The following is a 14,727-nucleotide window of genomic DNA, read 5'->3' as shown; positions in this document are numbered from 1 at the left end:
CACCGTGGCCAACTCCCGGTGCACGCGGGCGGTCCGACGGGAAAACAGACGACCCCCGGCACACCCGTGCCGGGGGTCGTTCGTTCACCCGGCCGTCGGACGGCCGTCGTGAAGGGTCATACGGGGCAGGCGTCGATCAGACGTTGAACCCGAGCGCGCGCAGCTGCTCGCGACCGTCGTCCGTGATCTTGTCCGGGCCCCACGGCGGCATCCACACCCAGTTGATGCGCAGTTCGCTGACGATGCCGTCCGTGGCCGACTTCGCCTGGTCCTCGATGACGTCCGTCAGCGGGCAGGCCGCCGAGGTGAGGGTCATGTCGAGGGTCGCGATGTTCGCGTCGTCGACGTGGATGCCGTAGATCAGGCCCAGGTTGACCACGTCGATGCCCAGCTCGGGGTCGACCACGTCGTAGAGGGCCTCGCGGACCTCTTCCTCGGTGGCCGGCTTGATGGACGCCTCGGGCGTCGCGTTCTCGGTCATGCCGTCTTCCTCTCGGCGTCGCCCAGTGCCTGGGCGGTCGCGTCCTTCCACGCCATCCAGCTCAGCAGGGCGCACTTCACCCGGGCCGGGTACTTGGAGACGCCGGCGAACGCGACCGCGTCCTCCAGCACCTCCTCCATGGCCTCGTCGGGCTCCATCTTGCCCTTGGACTGCATCAGCTCCAGGAAGACTTCCTGGATCTTCCGCGCCTCGCCCAGCTCCTTGCCGACGAGCAGCTCGTTCAGTATCGACGCGCCGGCCTGGCTGATGGAGCAGCCCTGGCCCTCGTACGAGATGTCCGTGAGGGTCTCGCCGTCGTACTTCACGCGCAGGGTGATCTCGTCACCGCACGTCGGGTTGACGTGGTGCACCTCGGCGTCGCCGTCGCGCAGGCCTCGCCCGCGCGGGTGCTTGTAGTGGTCCAGGATCAGTTCCTGGTACAGGGATTCCAGCTTCACTGCGCCCTCGTCACCTTCGTCGCTTCGTCTTATCCGAAGAAGTTCCGCACGTGCTCCAGCCCGTCGATCAGTGCGTCGACCTCGGCCGGAGAGGAGTACAGATAGAAAGACGCTCGCGTCGTCGCCGGAATTCCGTACCGGAGACAGACCGGGCGGGCGCAGTGGTGTCCCACGCGGACCGCGATGCCCTGCTCGTCCAGTACCTGGCCGACGTCGTGCGGGTGGATGTCGCCGAGCACGAAGGAGATCGCGGCGCCGCGGTCCTCGGCCGTGGTGGGGCCGATGATGCGCAGGTCCGGGACCTCCGCGAGGCGCTTGATCGCGTACTCGGTGATCGCGTGCTCGTGCGCGGCGATCTTGTCCATGCCGATCGCGGTCAGGTAGTCCACGGCCGCGCCGAGGCCTACGGCCTGGGCGATCGGGGGCGTACCGGCCTCGAACTTGTGGGGCGCCGGGGCGTAGGTCGAGGAGTGCATCGAGACGGTTTCGATCATCTCGCCGCCGCCCAGGAAGGGCGGCAGGTCCTCGAGCAGCTCCTGGCGGCCCCAGAGGACGCCGATGCCGGTCGGGCCGCACATCTTGTGGCCGGTGAAGGCCACGAAGTCGGCGCCGAGCGCCTGCACGTCGAGCGGCATGTGCGGTGCGGCCTGCGAGGCGTCGATCAGCACCAGCGCGCCGACTTCCTGCGCGCGCCGGACGATCGCCTCGGTCGGGTTGACCGTGCCCATGATGTTGGAGACCAGCGTGAAGGAGACGATCTTCGTCTTCTCCGTGATGACCTCTTCGATGTTGGACAGGTCGAGCCGGCCGTCGTCGGTGAGGCCGAACCACTTCAGCTTCGCGCCGGTGCGCTGCGAGAGCAGCTGCCACGGCACGATGTTGGAGTGGTGCTCCATCTCCGTGATGGCGATCTCGGTCTCGCGGTCGACCCGGTAGGGCTCGTCCGCCCAGCCGAGCATGTTCGCGACCAGGTTGAGCGACTCCGAGGCGTTCTTGGTGAAGATCACCTCGTTGCGGCTCGGCGCGTTGATGAAGGCGGCGACCTTGTCGCGGGCGCCCTCGTACAGCGCCGTGGCCTCCTCGGCGAGCACGTGCACGCCGCGGTGGACGTTGGCATTGTGCTGCTCGTAGTACTCGTTCAGCGCGTCGAGCACCTGGCGCGGCTTCTGCGAGGTCGCAGCGTTGTCCAGGTAAACGATCTTCTTCCCGTCGTGGACCACACGATCCAGAAGGGGGAAGTCCTTGCGGATCGCCTCGATGTCGACGAGGAGGCCAGGCAGCTGTGTCACGCGGTCGCGCCACCCTTCGTGCTGTAGGACTCGTAGCCTTCCGCCTCCAGCTTGTCGGCGAGCTCGGCGCCGCCGGACTCGACGATGCGGCCCTCGGAGAAGACGTGGACGAAGTCGGGCTTGATGTAGCGGAGGATCCGCGTGTAGTGCGTGATCAGCAGGGTGCCGACCTCGCCCGTGTTGCGGACGCGGTTGACGCCCTCGGAGACCTGGCGCAGGGCGTCGACGTCGAGGCCGGAGTCGGTCTCGTCGAGGATCGCGATCTTCGGCTTCAGGAGCTCCAGCTGCAGGATCTCGTGGCGCTTCTTCTCACCGCCGGAGAAGCCCTCGTTGACGTTGCGCTCGGCGAAGGCCGTGTCCATCTGGAGCTGCTCCATCGCGGACTTGACCTCCTTCACCCAGGTGCGCAGCTTCGGGGCCTCGCCGCGGATGGCGGTGGCCGAGGTGCGCAGGAAGTTGGAGACCGAGACGCCGGGGATCTCGACCGGGTACTGCATCGCGAGGAAGACGCCGGCGCGGGCGCGCTCATCGACGGACATCTCCAGGACGTCTTCGCCGTCGAGGGTCACGGTGCCCTTGGTGATGGTGTACTTCGGGTGACCGGCCAGCGCGTAGGCGAGGGTGGACTTGCCGGAGCCGTTCGGACCCATGATGGCGTGCGTCTCACCCTGCTTGATGGTGAGGTCGACGCCCTTGAGGATCTCGCGGGCGCCGTGCTCGGCCTCGACGGAGACGTGCAGGTCGTGGATTTCAAGCGTTGCCATGGATACCTCAGGACTCCTGGGTGAGGGAGACGAGCACGTCGTCTCCTTCGATCTTTACGGGGTATACGGGGACGGGGCGCGTCGCGGGCAGGCCGGACGGCTTGCCGGTGCGCAGGTCGAAGGCCGAGCCGTGCAGCCAGCACTCGATCATGCAGTCTTCGACCTCGCCCTCCGAGAGCGAGACGTTCGCGTGCGAGCAGATGTCGTTGATCGCGAACACCTCCCCCTCGGCGCGGACGATGGACACCGGCGTGCCGTCGAGCTCGACCCTCTTGGGGGCGTTCTCCTCCAGCTCGCTCAGCGCACAGGCCTTGACGTAAGTCATCAGACGGAACCCTGGAGCTCGGTCTCGATCTTGGCGAGCAGGCGCTCCTCGATGTCGTCGACACCGATCTGCTGGACGAGCTCGGCGAAGAAGCCGCGCACGACCAGGCGGCGGGCCTCGTCGGCCGGGATGCCGCGGGACTGCAGGTAGAAGAGCTGCTCGTCGTCGAAGCGGCCGGTCGCGGAGGCGTGGCCGGCGCCGACGATCTCGCCGGTCTCGATCTCCAGGTTCGGCACCGAGTCGACCCGCGCGCCGTCCGTGAGGACGAGGTTGCGGTTCATCTCGTAGGTGTCGGTGCCCTCGGCGGTCTTCTCGATGAGCACGTCACCGATCCAGACGGCGTGGGCGTCCTGGCCCTGGAGCGCGCCCTTGTAGACCACGTGCGACTTGCAGTGCGGGGCCTTGTGGTCGACCAGGAGGCGGTGCTCCTGGTGCTGACCGGCGTCCGTGAAGTACAGGCCGAGGAGCTCGGCCTCGCCGCCGGGGCCCGCGTAGTTCACGCGCGGGTGCAGGCGTACGAGGTCGCCGCCGAAGGTGACCACGATCGACTTGAAGGTCGCGTCGCGGCCGATCAGCGCGTTGTGCTGGGACACGTGGACGGCGGTGTCGTCCCAGTCCTGCACGGAGACCACGGTGAGCTTGGCGCCGTCGCCGACGAGGAAGTCCACGTTGGCGGCGCGCACACCGTCACCGGTGTGGTCGATGACGATGACGGCCTCGGCGAAGGCCTTCACGTCGAAGACGGTGTGACCGAAGGTGGTGCCGCCCTCGCCGTGCAGCGTGACGCGCACGGGCTCGGTGAGCACCGCTTCCTTGGGCACGGTCACGACCGTGGCCTTGGCGAAGGACGAGAACGCCTGGGCGGCGATCCGGTCCACCGGGGTGCCGGCCTTGCCGATGCGCGCGTCGCCGCGCTCCACGGACTCGATCGTGACCACGTCGGGCGCGTCGATCTGGGCCTTCATGGTGCCGTTGGCGACCGCGGTGCCGTCGTGCAGACCCTTGAGGCGGGCGAGCGGCGTGAAGCGCCACTCCTCCTCGCGGCCGGTGGGCACGGGGAAGTCCGCCACGTCGAAGGACGGGGGGGCACTCATCCGGGTGGCGACGGTCGACTCGGCGGCCACCGCGATCGCGCCGGCGGTGGTGGAACCCGCCGCGGGGGTACCTCCCTGGACCGTCAGGTCCTTGGGGGCGTTCTGAGCCTCAGCCATGGCTGTCGTGTTGCTCTCTTCCTTAAAGAATCTACTGCGGGACGTCGGGCGGGCCGGGACTAACCGACCGAGCCTTCCATCTGCAGCTCGATCAGCCGGTTCAGCTCCAGCGCGTACTCCATCGGCAGCTCACGGGCGATCGGCTCGACGAAGCCGCGCACGATCATCGCCATGGCCTCGAACTCCGTCAGACCGCGGCTCATCAGGTAGAAGAGCTGGTCGTCGGAGACCTTGGAGACGGTCGCCTCGTGGCCCATGGACACGTCGTCCTCGCGGACGTCCACGTAGGGGTAGGTGTCCGAGCGGGAGATGGTGTCGACCAGGAGCGCGTCGCACAGCACGTTGGACTTGGAGCCGTGGGCGCCTTCGCCGATCTCGACCAGACCGCGGTACGAGGTGCGGCCGCCGCCTCGGGCCACCGACTTCGAGACGATGTTGGAGGAGGTGTTCGGCGCCATGTGGACCATCTTGGAGCCGGCGTCCTGGTGCTGGCCCTCGCCCGCGAAGGCGATGGAGAGGGTCTCGCCCTTGGCGTGCTCGCCCATCAGGTAGACGGCCGGGTACTTCATGGTGACCTTGGAACCGATGTTGCCGTCGATCCACTCCATGGTCGCGCCCTCGTACGCCACGGCGCGCTTGGTGACCAGGTTGTAGACGTTGTTCGACCAGTTCTGGATCGTCGTGTAGCGGCAGCGGCCGCCCTTCTTCACGATGATCTCGACCACGGCGCTGTGCAGCGAGTCCGAGGAGTAGATCGGGGCGGTGCAGCCCTCGACGTAGTGGACGTAGGCGTCCTCGTCCACGATGATCAGCGTCCGCTCGAACTGGCCCATGTTCTCCGTGTTGATACGGAAGTAGGCCTGGAGCGGGATGTCGACCTTGACGCCCTTGGGGACGTAGATGAACGAGCCGCCCGACCACACGGCGGTGTTCAGCGAGGCGAACTTGTTGTCGCCGACCGGGATGACCGTGCCGAAGTACTCCTGGAAGAGCTCCGGGTGCTCCTTGAGCGCGGTGTCCGTGTCGAGGAAGATGACGCCCTGCTCCTCCAGGTCCTCACGGATCTGGTGGTAGACGACCTCGGACTCGTACTGGGCGGCGACACCGGCGACGAGGCGCTGCTTCTCCGCCTCCGGGATGCCGAGCCGGTCGTACGTGTTCTTGATGTCCTCCGGCAGGTCCTCCCACGAAGCGGCCTGCTTCTCGGTGGAACGCACGAAGTACTTGATGTTGTCGAAGTCGATGCCCGAGAGGTCGGAACCCCAGTTGGGCATGGGCTTCTTGCCGAACAGCTTGAGGCCCTTGAGACGGAGGTTCAGCATCCACTCCGGCTCGGACTTCTTCGCCGAGATGTCGCGGACGACCTCCTCGGACAGGCCTCGCTTGGCGACCGCACCGGCCGCGTCGGAGTCGACCCATCCGTATTCGTAGGTGCCCAGGCCATCGAGCTCAGGGTGAGCAGTCTCCGTGGTCATGCGGGGTTCCTCCCGGCCGTACTTGCAGATACTGATGTGTCGGTCTGTGTGGCGCCTGTGGCACCGACGCCGTTCCCACTGCGTGGAATGAACGTGGTGCACACCCCGTCGCCGTGGGCGATCGTGGCGAGACGCTGCACGTGCGTCCCGAGCAGGCGGGAGAAGACCTCGGTCTCCGCCTCGCAGAGCTGCGGGAACTGCTCGGCGACGTGTGCGACCGGGCAGTGGTGCTGGCAGAGCTGTTCACCGCTGTGCGGACCGGGAGCGCTCTTCGCCGTAGCAGCGTACCCGTCTCCGGTCAACGCCTTGGCAAGGGCCTCGGTGCGCCCCTCGGGGCCGGCCGCTTCCACGGCTTCGCGGTAGGTCTCCGCCTGCGCCGTCAGCCTGGCCTTCGCGAAGGCGGCCACGGCCGCCTCGCCCTGCTCCCCGCCCCCGGCGGCCTGCGCGATCCAGCGCATGGCGTCGGCGGCGAGCGAGTCGTAGGACTGGTCGAAGGCGTCACGACCGCAGTCGGTCAGCGCGAAGACCTTGGCGGGCCGGCCTCGTGTCCGCGCCCCGTACACGCGCTGCTCACGGGGTTCGACCACGTCGTCCGTGACGAGCGTGTCCAGGTGGCGGCGGACGGCGGCCTGGGTGAGGCCGAGGCGCTGGGCGAGGTCGGCGACGGTGGAAGGGCCGTGGTCCAGGATCGACCGCGCGACCCGGTTGCGGGTTGACCGCTCCCCGGTCGCGAGTTCGCCCTGGGGGGCCTCGCTCATCCGTTCGCCGTATTTCACAACGCCATTGTTGCGTAATTAGCCGGGCCCCGACAAGCCGTGATGGAGGCCACCTCTGGTGGCCTCCATCACTAAGGGTTACCTTATTTATCTACGGAGCGTTAAGCGGAAGTGGACTCTCCGCCTTCCCGCAGGGCCCCGCCGGTGAACCAGTACACGGCTCCCACCAGCAATCCTCCGCCCACGATGTTCCCGGGCACGGTGAACATCAAATTGCGGAAAAGATCACCGAACCCCGCTGAGCCATCCAGGATCGCGAGGCTGAAAACAGCCATGTTCGCTACACAGTGTTCGAATCCGACGGCGACAAAAACAGCCACGGGCAGCCACAGGACGAAAATCTTGGCGGCATCGCCGCGGGCCCGGGTGAACATCCAGATGGCCAGGCAGACGAGCATGTTGCAGAGCACCGCGCGCCAGAACAGCTGCCCGCCGCTCAGCGCCATCTTCCCGTGCACCATCTCGGTGAGCATGGAGCGCGCCGAGGGCGAGGAGGCCACGCCCGAGGCGTGCACCATGGCCCCGAAGGCGAACGCTCCGACCAGGTTCCCGGCCAGCGAGAGCGTCCAGGAGAGGATCAGGTCCCGGGGGCCGGTCCGCCCCGACAGGGCGCCGACCAGCATGACCATCACATTGCTCGTGAAGAGCTGGGCGCCGGCGAACATCACGATGGTCAGGGCGATCGGGAAGACCGCGCCCTCCAGCAGTTTCACGGCCGGCGAGCCCTTGGCCACGAACGGCGAGATCGCGACCAGGAGCAGCACCTCGCCGATCGCGATGTAGGCCCCCGCGAGCATCGCCGACACGAAGTAGCGCGGCGGATGCCCGAGGTCATGGGCCTTGTGCTCGGCCTGCCCCGAGGTGGCTTCGATGTTCTGAGCGATGCTGTCCACCATCCGACGTTAGGCCCCGGCCCCGCTCCCGGACGGACGATAAAGTCACGAATGCGCAGGTCCGTGACCCTTCGGGGGCAGGACCTACGACCCCACCCCGGTCACCTCCCACGGCTCCGTAGACTCACTCCCCATGAGCAACGACCCCGCCGTGGAAATCCGCGGACTGGTGAAGCGGTACGGCCCCAAAACCGCGGTGGACGGCCTGGACCTCACCGTCCGGAGGGCCTCGGTCACCGCAGTCCTTGGTCCCAACGGCGCGGGCAAAACGACCACTGTGGAAACCTGCGAGGGCTACCGCCGCCCCGACGCCGGATCCGTTCGCGTCCTCGGCCTCGACCCCGTCACCCAGGCCGAGTCCCTGCGCCCGCGCATCGGCGTGATGCTCCAGTCCGGCGGCGTCTACTCCGGCGCCCGGGCCGTCGAGATGCTGCGCCACATGGCCAAGCTCTACGCCGACCCCCTGGACGTCCCCGCCCTGGTGGAACGCCTCGGCCTCGGCGGCTGCGGCCGCACCGCCTACCGCCGGCTCTCCGGCGGCCAGCAGCAGCGCCTGGCCCTCGCCATGGCCGTCGTCGGCCGCCCCGAGCTGGTCTTCCTGGACGAGCCGACCGCCGGCCTCGACCCGCAGGCCCGCCGCGCGACCTGGGAACTCGTACGGGAACTGCGCGCCGACGGGGTCTCCGTCGTCCTCACGACCCACCACATGGACGAGGCCGAGCAGCTCGCCGACGAGGTCGCCATCGTCGACGCCGGCAAGGTCATCGCCCACGGCACCCCCGACGCCCTGTGCCGCGGCGGCGCCGAGAACACCCTGCGCTTCACCGGCCGCCCCTCCCTCGACGTCGGCTCCCTGCTGAAGGCCCTGCCCGACGGCACCCGGGCCGCCGAGCTCCTCCCCGGCGTCTACCGGGTCACCGGCGACGTCGACCCCCAGCTGCTGGCCACCGTCGCCTCCTGGTGCGCGCAGCACGGGGTGATGCCCGACAGCCTCTCGGTGGAGCGGCACACCCTCGAAGACGTTTTTCTGGAGCTCACCGGTAAGGAGCTGCGTTCATGACGCCGATCGCCACCGACCCCCGCCGGGGGTCCGGGGGTTGTCCCCCGGGAAGACACGGCCTCGAACTCACGGGCAAGGAGCTGCGCGCATGAGCGCCGGTACGTTCACCCCCCGCCCGGGGGCCGCGCCCGTGTCCCGCATGATCCTGGCGCAGACCGCGCTGGAGACCCGGATGCTGCTGCGCAACGGCGAGCAGCTCCTGCTGACCGTGATCATCCCGGCGCTGCTGCTGACCCTCTTCTCCGCCGTCGACATCGTCACTGTGCCTGTTCAAGAGGGCGGCTCGGGCAAGTCGGTGGACTTCCTCGCCCCCGGGATCCTGGCGCTGGCCGTGATGTCCACCGCCTTCACCGGCCAGGCCATCGCCACCGGCTTCGACCGGCGCTATGGGGTCCTCAAGCGGCTGGGGGCCTCCCCGCTGCCGCGCTGGGCCCTGATGGCCGCCAAGACGCTGTCCGTACTGGTCACCGAGGTGCTGCAGATCGCCCTGCTGACGGTGATCGCCTTCGCCCTGGGCTGGTCCCCGCACGGGAACCCGCTGTCCGTCGCCGCGCTGATCCTGCTCGGCACCGCCGCCTTCTCCGGGCTCGGCCTGCTGATGGCCGGCACCCTCCGGGCGGAGGCCACCCTGGCCGCGGCCAACCTGGTCTTCCTGCTGCTCCTGGTCGGCGGCGGGGTGATCGTGCCGATGGAGAAGTTCCCCGGCGCGGTGCAGTCCGTCCTCGGCCTGCTCCCGATCACCGCCCTCTCGGACGGGCTGCGCGAGGTGCTCCAGCACGGGGCCGCGCTGCCGTGGGGCGACGCGGCGATCCTGGCGGTCTGGGCGGTACTCGGCCTGGGGGCCGCGGCGCGCACGTTCCGCTGGGAGTGAATCCCTTCCCCCGTGCGTTCCCCTGGCAGGAGGATGGTCGCCTCCACAGGGGAGCGCACCACAGACGCCGGGGGGCGGCATGGCGCAGCGGGAGGCCGTTCTGCGGCTGGACGAACAGTGGGCACGGATCCGGTCGGGCGCGGCGCACGCGGAGCCGGCGGAGGCCGACGCCCTGCTCGCCGAGCTGATCGGAGCCCTGCGCGAGCCGGCCCGCGCGGACCCCGAGTGCGCGGCCCGGCTGGGTCTGCGCCTCGGTGACCTGGCGGCCCGCCGGTTCGCCGACGGGGACAGGGCCGGGGCACTGGCCGCGATCGAGGAGGGGCTGCGGTTCTCGCAGCAGGCGGCCGGGCACGCGGCCGAGTACGCCCGCTGGTACGCCCGGGGCCTGATCAACCAGGGGGTCTGGCTGTCCTGGCCCCTCAGCGACGGGGAGCGGCTGCCGAAGCACCCGCTGGGCCCGGGCTCCGAGAGCGGCCCGACTCCCATGGAGCAGGCCGCCGGCGATCGGGCCAGGGACCTGACACACGGCGCGGTGGAGGTCTGGGCGGCCCTGGACCAGGAGGATCCGGTCAATCAGCGGGGCCTCGCGCAGGCGAAGGTGTTCCTCGGCGACCGGCTCGCGGAGCTGGGGCTGGCCGAGGAGTCCGTGGCCTGGGCGGTCGACGCCGAGGGCTCCTTCCGGCGGCTCCTGCTCGCCGATCCCGGCTCCGACGAGTCGCAGGAGGCCGAAGAGGCCCTGGACCACATCGGCCGCCAGCTCGAACTGCGGCTGCGCTTCCTGCCCTTCGCCTCCCTGGTGGGCCTGCGCACGCGCGGGCTGCTGCCCGAACGGCTGCTGCCCCAGGCCGTGGTGGGCGCCCGGATCCAGGGCGCCCCGGAGGAGGAGATCGCCGCGAGGCTGGGCCTGGACCCCGACCAGGTCCACACGATGCTGGAGGTGACCCCCTGGGTCGCGGTGTGGCGCGTCGAGGTCCGCGGCTCCGACGGGCTGTGGAACGCGCAGCCACATCCCTGGCACAGCGGGGCGGAAGTGCGAAACAGGACAGCCGAGGACGTAGGGGTCGAATTGGTACACGGCTTCGCGGCTTCGGCCGACTACCCGGGCGAGGCCGCGCATTGGCGCATCCGCGTGTGGTGGCACACCGAAGGCGACCCGGCCGGAGCCCTGTTCCGGCTGGTCATCGGCCCTGACGGAACGACCGCCACCCCCTCGTGAAACTTTGCACAAGTGTCCGCGTACGATAAGTGCCGTGTTGACCCCCCTCTCATACCTCGCCAGCCGCTGGACTCCCTCACCCCGGACCGTCCAGCGGGCCGCGCTGGCGGCCGTGCTCATGAGCATCGTCATCGTCGTCACCGGCGGCGCGGTGCGGCTGACCGGATCCGGACTCGGCTGCGACACCTGGCCCAAGTGCACGAGCGACAGCCTGATCGTGACCCAGGAGCAGGGTTTCCACGGGGCCATCGAGTTCGGCAACCGCATGCTGACGTACGTGCTCTGCGCGGCCGTTGGCTGGGCGATCACCGCCGCCCGCTGCGCCAAGCCGTGGCGGAGGTCGCTGACCCGGCTCGGATGGCTCCAGTTCGCCATCGTGATGGGCAACGCGGTCCTCGGCGGCATCACCGTCCTGACGGGTCTCAACCCCTACAGCGTGGCCGGGCACTTCATGCTCGCCACCTCGCTGATCACCGTGACGACGATCACCTGGCAGCGCACCCGCGAGGGTGACGGCCCGGCCCGGCCGCGCGTGCCCGCCCCGGTGCGCAAGCTCGCGTGGGCGCTGACCGCGGCCACCGTCGTCCTGATCGCGGCCGGCACGGTCGTCACCGGATCCGGCCCGCACGCCGGCGACAGCAGCGAGATCAAGCGGATGCCGTTCGACTGGTCGGCCACCGCCCACGTGCACGCGATCTCGGCCTGGGTGGTCTGCGCGCTCGCCGTCGCCATGTGGCTGGTGCTGCGCGTGGTCGACGCCCCCGTCGACACCCGGGCGCGCGCCCGCGACCTGCTAATCGTGCTGCTCTCCCAGGGCGCCATCGGCTACGTCCAGTACTTCACCGAGGTGCCCGAGGCCCTGGTCGCCGCCCACATGCTCGGCTCCTGCCTGGTGTGGATCTCGGTGCTCCGCGTGGTGCTGAGCCTGCGCGAGCGTCCGTCCGAGCGGGCCGGCATCCCGGCGCAGGACGACGACGCCCGGCTCGCGGCGGTCTGACCCTCCGGAGGCGGGACCCGCGCGCGGGTCCCGTCCCGTCAGCCCCGTCCCGTCAGCCCCGTTCGTCCAGCCGGTAGACGCGGCGGGCATTGCCCGCCGCGACCATCGCCGCCACCCGCTCCGCGTCCCGCCAGGACCAGGAGCCGTCGGCGACCCAGCCGCCGAGCACCCGGCCGAGCGCCTCCCGGAAGGCCAGCGCGCCCACCGCGTGCAGTTCGGGCAGTTGCCGTCCGCCGCCGGAGAACATCAGTTTCCCGAACGGCGCGGTCTCCAGGCACTCCGCCAGGACCGCGGCCGCCCGCGCCCCCGTGGAGCCCAGCGCCGCGCCGAGGTCGGCGTGGACGTGCGGGAAGGCCGCGGCCAGCCCCGCCGCCTGCCGGTGGTGCGGGTACCCGCCGAGCAGGACCAGCCGGGCCCCCAGCCCCTCGGTCGCCCGCAGGAACCCGGTCAGCCGCTCCGGCTCCCCCGAATCCCCGCCCGTGTGCAGCTGGAGCGGGAGCCCCGAGGACACCGCGCTCCACGCCAGGTGCCGCAGGAGTACGGGATCCCGTACGGCCCCGCCCCCGGCCCGCCCGGCCAGCCAGCGCCCGGCCGCGCCCCGCACCTCGCCCGGACCGGGCGGCTCGGGCGCGGCTTCCAGGGCCGCCGCCCAGGCGCGCCCCTCCTCCCCGGCCCCGCAGCTGAAGGCCACGGCCCCGGCGGCGGCCCGGTGGACCGCTCCGGCGAGGTCGGCCAGGAAGGCGGCGACGGTCCCGGCGGTGTCCGCCGCCCGCTCGGCCAGCAGCTCCGGCCGCACCAGCTCGAAGGCCTCCGCTCCGCCCGCCAGGGCCAGTTCCTTGGTCCCGGTGAGGTCCCCGGGCACCCCGGTGTCGACGAGCCGGGCCCCGACCCCGCAGCCGCGCAGCAGCCGGCGGGCCGACTCGGCGGCGCCCAGTTCGCGCCGCCGGGCGAGGTAGCGGGCGGGGGCGCAGTGCGGTTCGAGCCCGAGCAGCGGCGGGCACCAGCGGCGCACCGCGAAGCCGGTCTGGGTGTCGAAGAAGGTGGTGCCGGCGGCGGGCGGGCCGGCCGAGGGGATCAGCTGGGCCTCGAAAGTGGCGAGGCCCAGCTCCGTGCGGAGCACTCCCTGGCAGTACTGGTCCACCAGGGGCGGCGTTTCGATCATCCGGGCATCCCGTTGCGGACGTGAGGAAGGGGCTTCCACACGTCCTAACGGGTGAGCGGGGTGTGAGGTGTTGCTCGCGCTGTTGACCGAGCGGGTGACGCGGAAACGATCAGGTCAATGATCAAGCCAAGATCGACCGGATCAGGCCGCGGGATTCGCGGTTCCGCCGAGCTGCATTCCGGCCATCCGGGACCACTCGTACGGCCCCGTCCGCACCCGCGCGGCGAATTCGCCGTCGAACTCCTCGTGGAGGGTCAGCCCGGCCTTCCCGGCCGCGAGCCGCGCGGTGCCGTAGGCCGGGGCGACCAGATCGCCCCACTCGCCGTCGGTGCCGACGAGGACGATCCGGGTGCCCGCCTGGCCGATGTGCGCGAGGTGGCCCTCGGCGCCGCCGTGCAGCTTGGCGAACGCGCCGATCTGCTTGGCCAGCTTCGCGGCCGTACGGTCCTGCTTCTTGTCCGCCGTGGCGGCGGTCTCCTCGGTGTCTGCCATGGAGGGCATGCTACCGGCCGGTAACGAGCGGAGGAAGGACCGGCTGCCGAAGGACCCGGCGAAAGATCAGCGGAGGAAGGGGTCCACGGCCACGGCGACGAAGAGCAGCGACACGTAGGTGATCGACCAGTGGAACAGCCGCATCTCCTTGAGCTTCGCGCCCGTCACGCCCGACTTGGCGCGCGCGTTGAGCCCGTGCGCCTCCCAGAGCCACCAGCCGCCGGCCACCAGCGCGACCGAGGTGTAGAACCAGCCGGTGTACCCCAGCGGGGTCAGCAGCAGCGAGACCGCCACCATCACCCAGCTGTAGAGGACGATCTGCTTGGCCACGGCCTTGTTGCCCGCGACGACCGGCAGCATCGGCACGCCGACCCGCGCGTAGTCGTCCTTCACCTTCATCGACAGCGGCCAGTAGTGCGGCGGCGTCCAGAAGAAGATGACGAGGAAGAGGATGACGGCGGCCCAGGAGACCTCGTTCTTCACGGCCGACCAGCCGATCAGCACCGGCATGCAGCCCGCGATGCCGCCCCACACGATGTTCTGCGAGGTTCGCCGCTTCAACAGCATCGTGTAGACGACGACGTAGAAGAGGAGCGCGCCGAGCGCGAGCGCGGCCGACAGCCAGTTGATCAGCAGCCCGAAGAACAGGGTGGACAGGACGCCGAGCGTGATGCCGAAGACCAGGCATTCGCGCGGGCTGACCATGCCGGTCACCAGCGGGCGTCCCGAGGTCCGGTCCATCAGCGCGTCGATGTCGCGGTCGATGTACATGTTCAGCGCGTTGGCGCCGCCCGCGGACAGGTAACCGCCGAAGCAGGTGGCGAGGACCAGCCACAGCGAGGGCACGCCCTGCTCGGCGAGGAACATCACCGGCACGGTCGTGATGAGCAGAAGCTCGATGATCCGCGGCTTGGTCAGTGCCACGAAAGCCATGGCCCGGGCCCCGAACGGCCGGTGACCGGGGCTCGTCCCGAGCACCCCCGCTGGACGGGATTCGACGGCCGTCACGCACACCCCTGACAGAGAATCCAGCAAGCTCCGACGTGAACCTTTTAAACATGAAGGTCGCGTAAAGGCTTGCGCGTACCACGCCACTCTAGACGTAGCCATTGGCTCGTCCCGCGCGGGGGTCGCCCCCGGTCGCCCCGTGTTGGTCCGATCGGCGCTGAGACGTCACGCGCGGACCGCGGGTACTCGAATAGCTGCACGCTGTGGCGGGGGTAGGCTCGGAATCGCGCCGGTGCACCGTTCGTCACC

At 70.0% G+C, this 14,727-nt stretch carries 16 protein-coding genes; 4 read left to right on the top strand and 12 right to left on the bottom strand.

What is annotated here, in order from left to right:
* Window positions 1-136: 136 nt before the first annotated feature.
* The 9 genes from ACIQV3_RS05345 to ACIQV3_RS05305 form a co-directional block, all read right to left on the bottom strand.
* The gene (locus ACIQV3_RS05345) at window positions 137-481 is read right to left on the bottom strand and encodes a metal-sulfur cluster assembly factor (protein ID WP_073913993.1); all 345 of its coding nucleotides are present in this window, start codon (window positions 479-481) and stop codon (window positions 137-139) included.
* A complete protein-coding gene (gene sufU / locus ACIQV3_RS05340; protein ID WP_327307360.1) occupies window positions 478-939 on the bottom strand; it encodes a Fe-S cluster assembly sulfur transfer protein SufU in 462 nt (153 codons plus the stop codon). Before sufU ends, ACIQV3_RS05345 begins: the two co-directional genes overlap by 4 nt.
* 29 nt (window positions 940-968) lie before the next feature.
* On the bottom strand, window positions 969-2,228 hold the full coding sequence (locus ACIQV3_RS05335) for a cysteine desulfurase (protein ID WP_403709945.1): 1,260 nt from the start codon (window positions 2,226-2,228) through the stop codon (window positions 969-971).
* Window positions 2,225-2,992 (bottom strand): Fe-S cluster assembly ATPase SufC, encoded by a 768-nt coding sequence (gene sufC, locus ACIQV3_RS05330; RefSeq protein WP_403709943.1) that lies wholly within the window; start codon window positions 2,990-2,992, stop codon window positions 2,225-2,227. Before sufC ends, ACIQV3_RS05335 begins: the two co-directional genes overlap by 4 nt.
* Before the next feature lie 7 nt (window positions 2,993-2,999).
* Entirely contained in the window at window positions 3,000-3,317 is a 318-nt protein-coding gene (locus ACIQV3_RS05325; RefSeq protein ID WP_250742308.1) for a bifunctional 3-phenylpropionate/cinnamic acid dioxygenase ferredoxin subunit, read from the bottom strand.
* Window positions 3,317-4,528 carry a Fe-S cluster assembly protein SufD gene (sufD, locus tag ACIQV3_RS05320; protein ID WP_403709940.1) on the bottom strand — a complete coding sequence of 404 codons (1,212 nt, stop codon included), beginning with the start codon at window positions 4,526-4,528 and terminating at the stop codon, window positions 3,317-3,319. The genes ACIQV3_RS05325 and sufD overlap by 1 nt, the downstream gene beginning before the upstream one ends.
* A 59-nt stretch (window positions 4,529-4,587) precedes the next feature.
* On the bottom strand, window positions 4,588-6,003 hold the full coding sequence (gene sufB, locus ACIQV3_RS05315) for a Fe-S cluster assembly protein SufB (protein WP_243338403.1): 1,416 nt from the start codon (window positions 6,001-6,003) through the stop codon (window positions 4,588-4,590).
* Window positions 6,000-6,779 (bottom strand): helix-turn-helix transcriptional regulator, encoded by a 780-nt coding sequence (locus ACIQV3_RS05310; protein WP_403709938.1) that lies wholly within the window; start codon window positions 6,777-6,779, stop codon window positions 6,000-6,002. The genes sufB and ACIQV3_RS05310 overlap by 4 nt, the downstream gene beginning before the upstream one ends.
* A 101-nt stretch (window positions 6,780-6,880) precedes the next feature.
* Complete coding sequence (locus ACIQV3_RS05305) at window positions 6,881-7,672, bottom strand: formate/nitrite transporter family protein (protein WP_403709936.1); 792 nt, start codon at window positions 7,670-7,672, stop codon at window positions 6,881-6,883.
* A gap of 133 nt (window positions 7,673-7,805) precedes the next feature.
* On the opposite strand from ACIQV3_RS05305, the gene ACIQV3_RS05300 reads away from it, so the two are divergent.
* From ACIQV3_RS05300 to ACIQV3_RS05285, 4 genes are all read left to right on the top strand, one after another.
* Window positions 7,806-8,732 carry an ABC transporter ATP-binding protein gene (locus ACIQV3_RS05300; RefSeq protein ID WP_403709934.1) on the top strand — a complete coding sequence of 309 codons (927 nt, stop codon included), beginning with the start codon at window positions 7,806-7,808 and terminating at the stop codon, window positions 8,730-8,732.
* A gap of 88 nt (window positions 8,733-8,820) precedes the next feature.
* Window positions 8,821-9,603 carry an ABC transporter permease gene (locus tag ACIQV3_RS05295; RefSeq protein ID WP_403709932.1) on the top strand — a complete coding sequence of 261 codons (783 nt, stop codon included), beginning with the start codon at window positions 8,821-8,823 and terminating at the stop codon, window positions 9,601-9,603.
* A 79-nt stretch (window positions 9,604-9,682) separates the two neighbouring features.
* Window positions 9,683-10,819, top strand: coding sequence for a hypothetical protein (locus ACIQV3_RS05290; RefSeq protein WP_403709930.1), 1,137 nt, complete (start codon window positions 9,683-9,685; stop codon window positions 10,817-10,819).
* A gap of 25 nt (window positions 10,820-10,844) precedes the next feature.
* Window positions 10,845-11,816 carry a heme A synthase gene (locus ACIQV3_RS05285; RefSeq protein WP_403710160.1) on the top strand — a complete coding sequence of 324 codons (972 nt, stop codon included), beginning with the start codon at window positions 10,845-10,847 and terminating at the stop codon, window positions 11,814-11,816.
* Window positions 11,817-11,868: 52 nt separating this feature from the next.
* Here ACIQV3_RS05285 and ACIQV3_RS05280 read toward each other — a convergent pair whose 3' ends face one another.
* The 3 genes from ACIQV3_RS05280 to ACIQV3_RS05270 all read right to left on the bottom strand — a co-directional run bounded on the left by ACIQV3_RS05280 (window position 11,869) and on the right by ACIQV3_RS05270 (window position 14,484).
* Window positions 11,869-12,978, bottom strand: a complete 1,110-nt coding sequence (locus tag ACIQV3_RS05280; RefSeq protein WP_403709928.1) for an amidohydrolase — start codon at window positions 12,976-12,978, stop codon at window positions 11,869-11,871.
* A gap of 141 nt (window positions 12,979-13,119) precedes the next feature.
* Entirely contained in the window at window positions 13,120-13,470 is a 351-nt protein-coding gene (locus ACIQV3_RS05275) for a hypothetical protein (RefSeq protein ID WP_403709926.1), read from the bottom strand.
* A 66-nt stretch (window positions 13,471-13,536) separates the two neighbouring features.
* Window positions 13,537-14,484: a heme o synthase gene (locus tag ACIQV3_RS05270; RefSeq protein ID WP_403710158.1), complete on the bottom strand. Its 948-nt coding sequence runs from the start codon at window positions 14,482-14,484 to the stop codon at window positions 13,537-13,539.
* Window positions 14,485-14,727 lie beyond the last annotated feature (243 nt).

It is taken from the genome of Streptomyces sp. NPDC099050, assembly GCF_044759865.1.
Lineage (GTDB): Bacteria > Actinomycetota > Actinomycetes > Streptomycetales > Streptomycetaceae > Streptomyces.
This window is presented reverse-complemented; position numbering and strand designations above follow the sequence as displayed.

What these genes read in the sequence shown, in the direction of transcription:
- ACIQV3_RS05280 (WP_403709928.1), bottom strand. Translation starts at nt 12,978, where the DNA reads ATGATCGAAACGCCGCCCCTGGTGGACCAGTACTGCCAGGGAGTGCTC.
- sufC (WP_403709943.1), bottom strand. Translation starts at nt 2,992, where the DNA reads ATGGCAACGCTTGAAATCCACGACCTGCACGTCTCCGTCGAGGCCGAG.
- ACIQV3_RS05275 (WP_403709926.1), bottom strand. Translation starts at nt 13,470, where the DNA reads ATGGCAGACACCGAGGAGACCGCCGCCACGGCGGACAAGAAGCAGGAC.
- ACIQV3_RS05300 (WP_403709934.1), top strand. Translation starts at nt 7,806, where the DNA reads ATGAGCAACGACCCCGCCGTGGAAATCCGCGGACTGGTGAAGCGGTAC.
- sufD (WP_403709940.1), bottom strand. Translation starts at nt 4,528, where the DNA reads ATGGCTGAGGCTCAGAACGCCCCCAAGGACCTGACGGTCCAGGGAGGT.
- ACIQV3_RS05325 (WP_250742308.1), bottom strand. Translation starts at nt 3,317, where the DNA reads ATGACTTACGTCAAGGCCTGTGCGCTGAGCGAGCTGGAGGAGAACGCC.
- ACIQV3_RS05290 (WP_403709930.1), top strand. Translation starts at nt 9,683, where the DNA reads ATGGCGCAGCGGGAGGCCGTTCTGCGGCTGGACGAACAGTGGGCACGG.
- sufB (WP_243338403.1), bottom strand. Translation starts at nt 6,003, where the DNA reads ATGACCACGGAGACTGCTCACCCTGAGCTCGATGGCCTGGGCACCTAC.
- ACIQV3_RS05295 (WP_403709932.1), top strand. Translation starts at nt 8,821, where the DNA reads ATGAGCGCCGGTACGTTCACCCCCCGCCCGGGGGCCGCGCCCGTGTCC.
- ACIQV3_RS05345 (WP_073913993.1), bottom strand. Translation starts at nt 481, where the DNA reads ATGACCGAGAACGCGACGCCCGAGGCGTCCATCAAGCCGGCCACCGAG.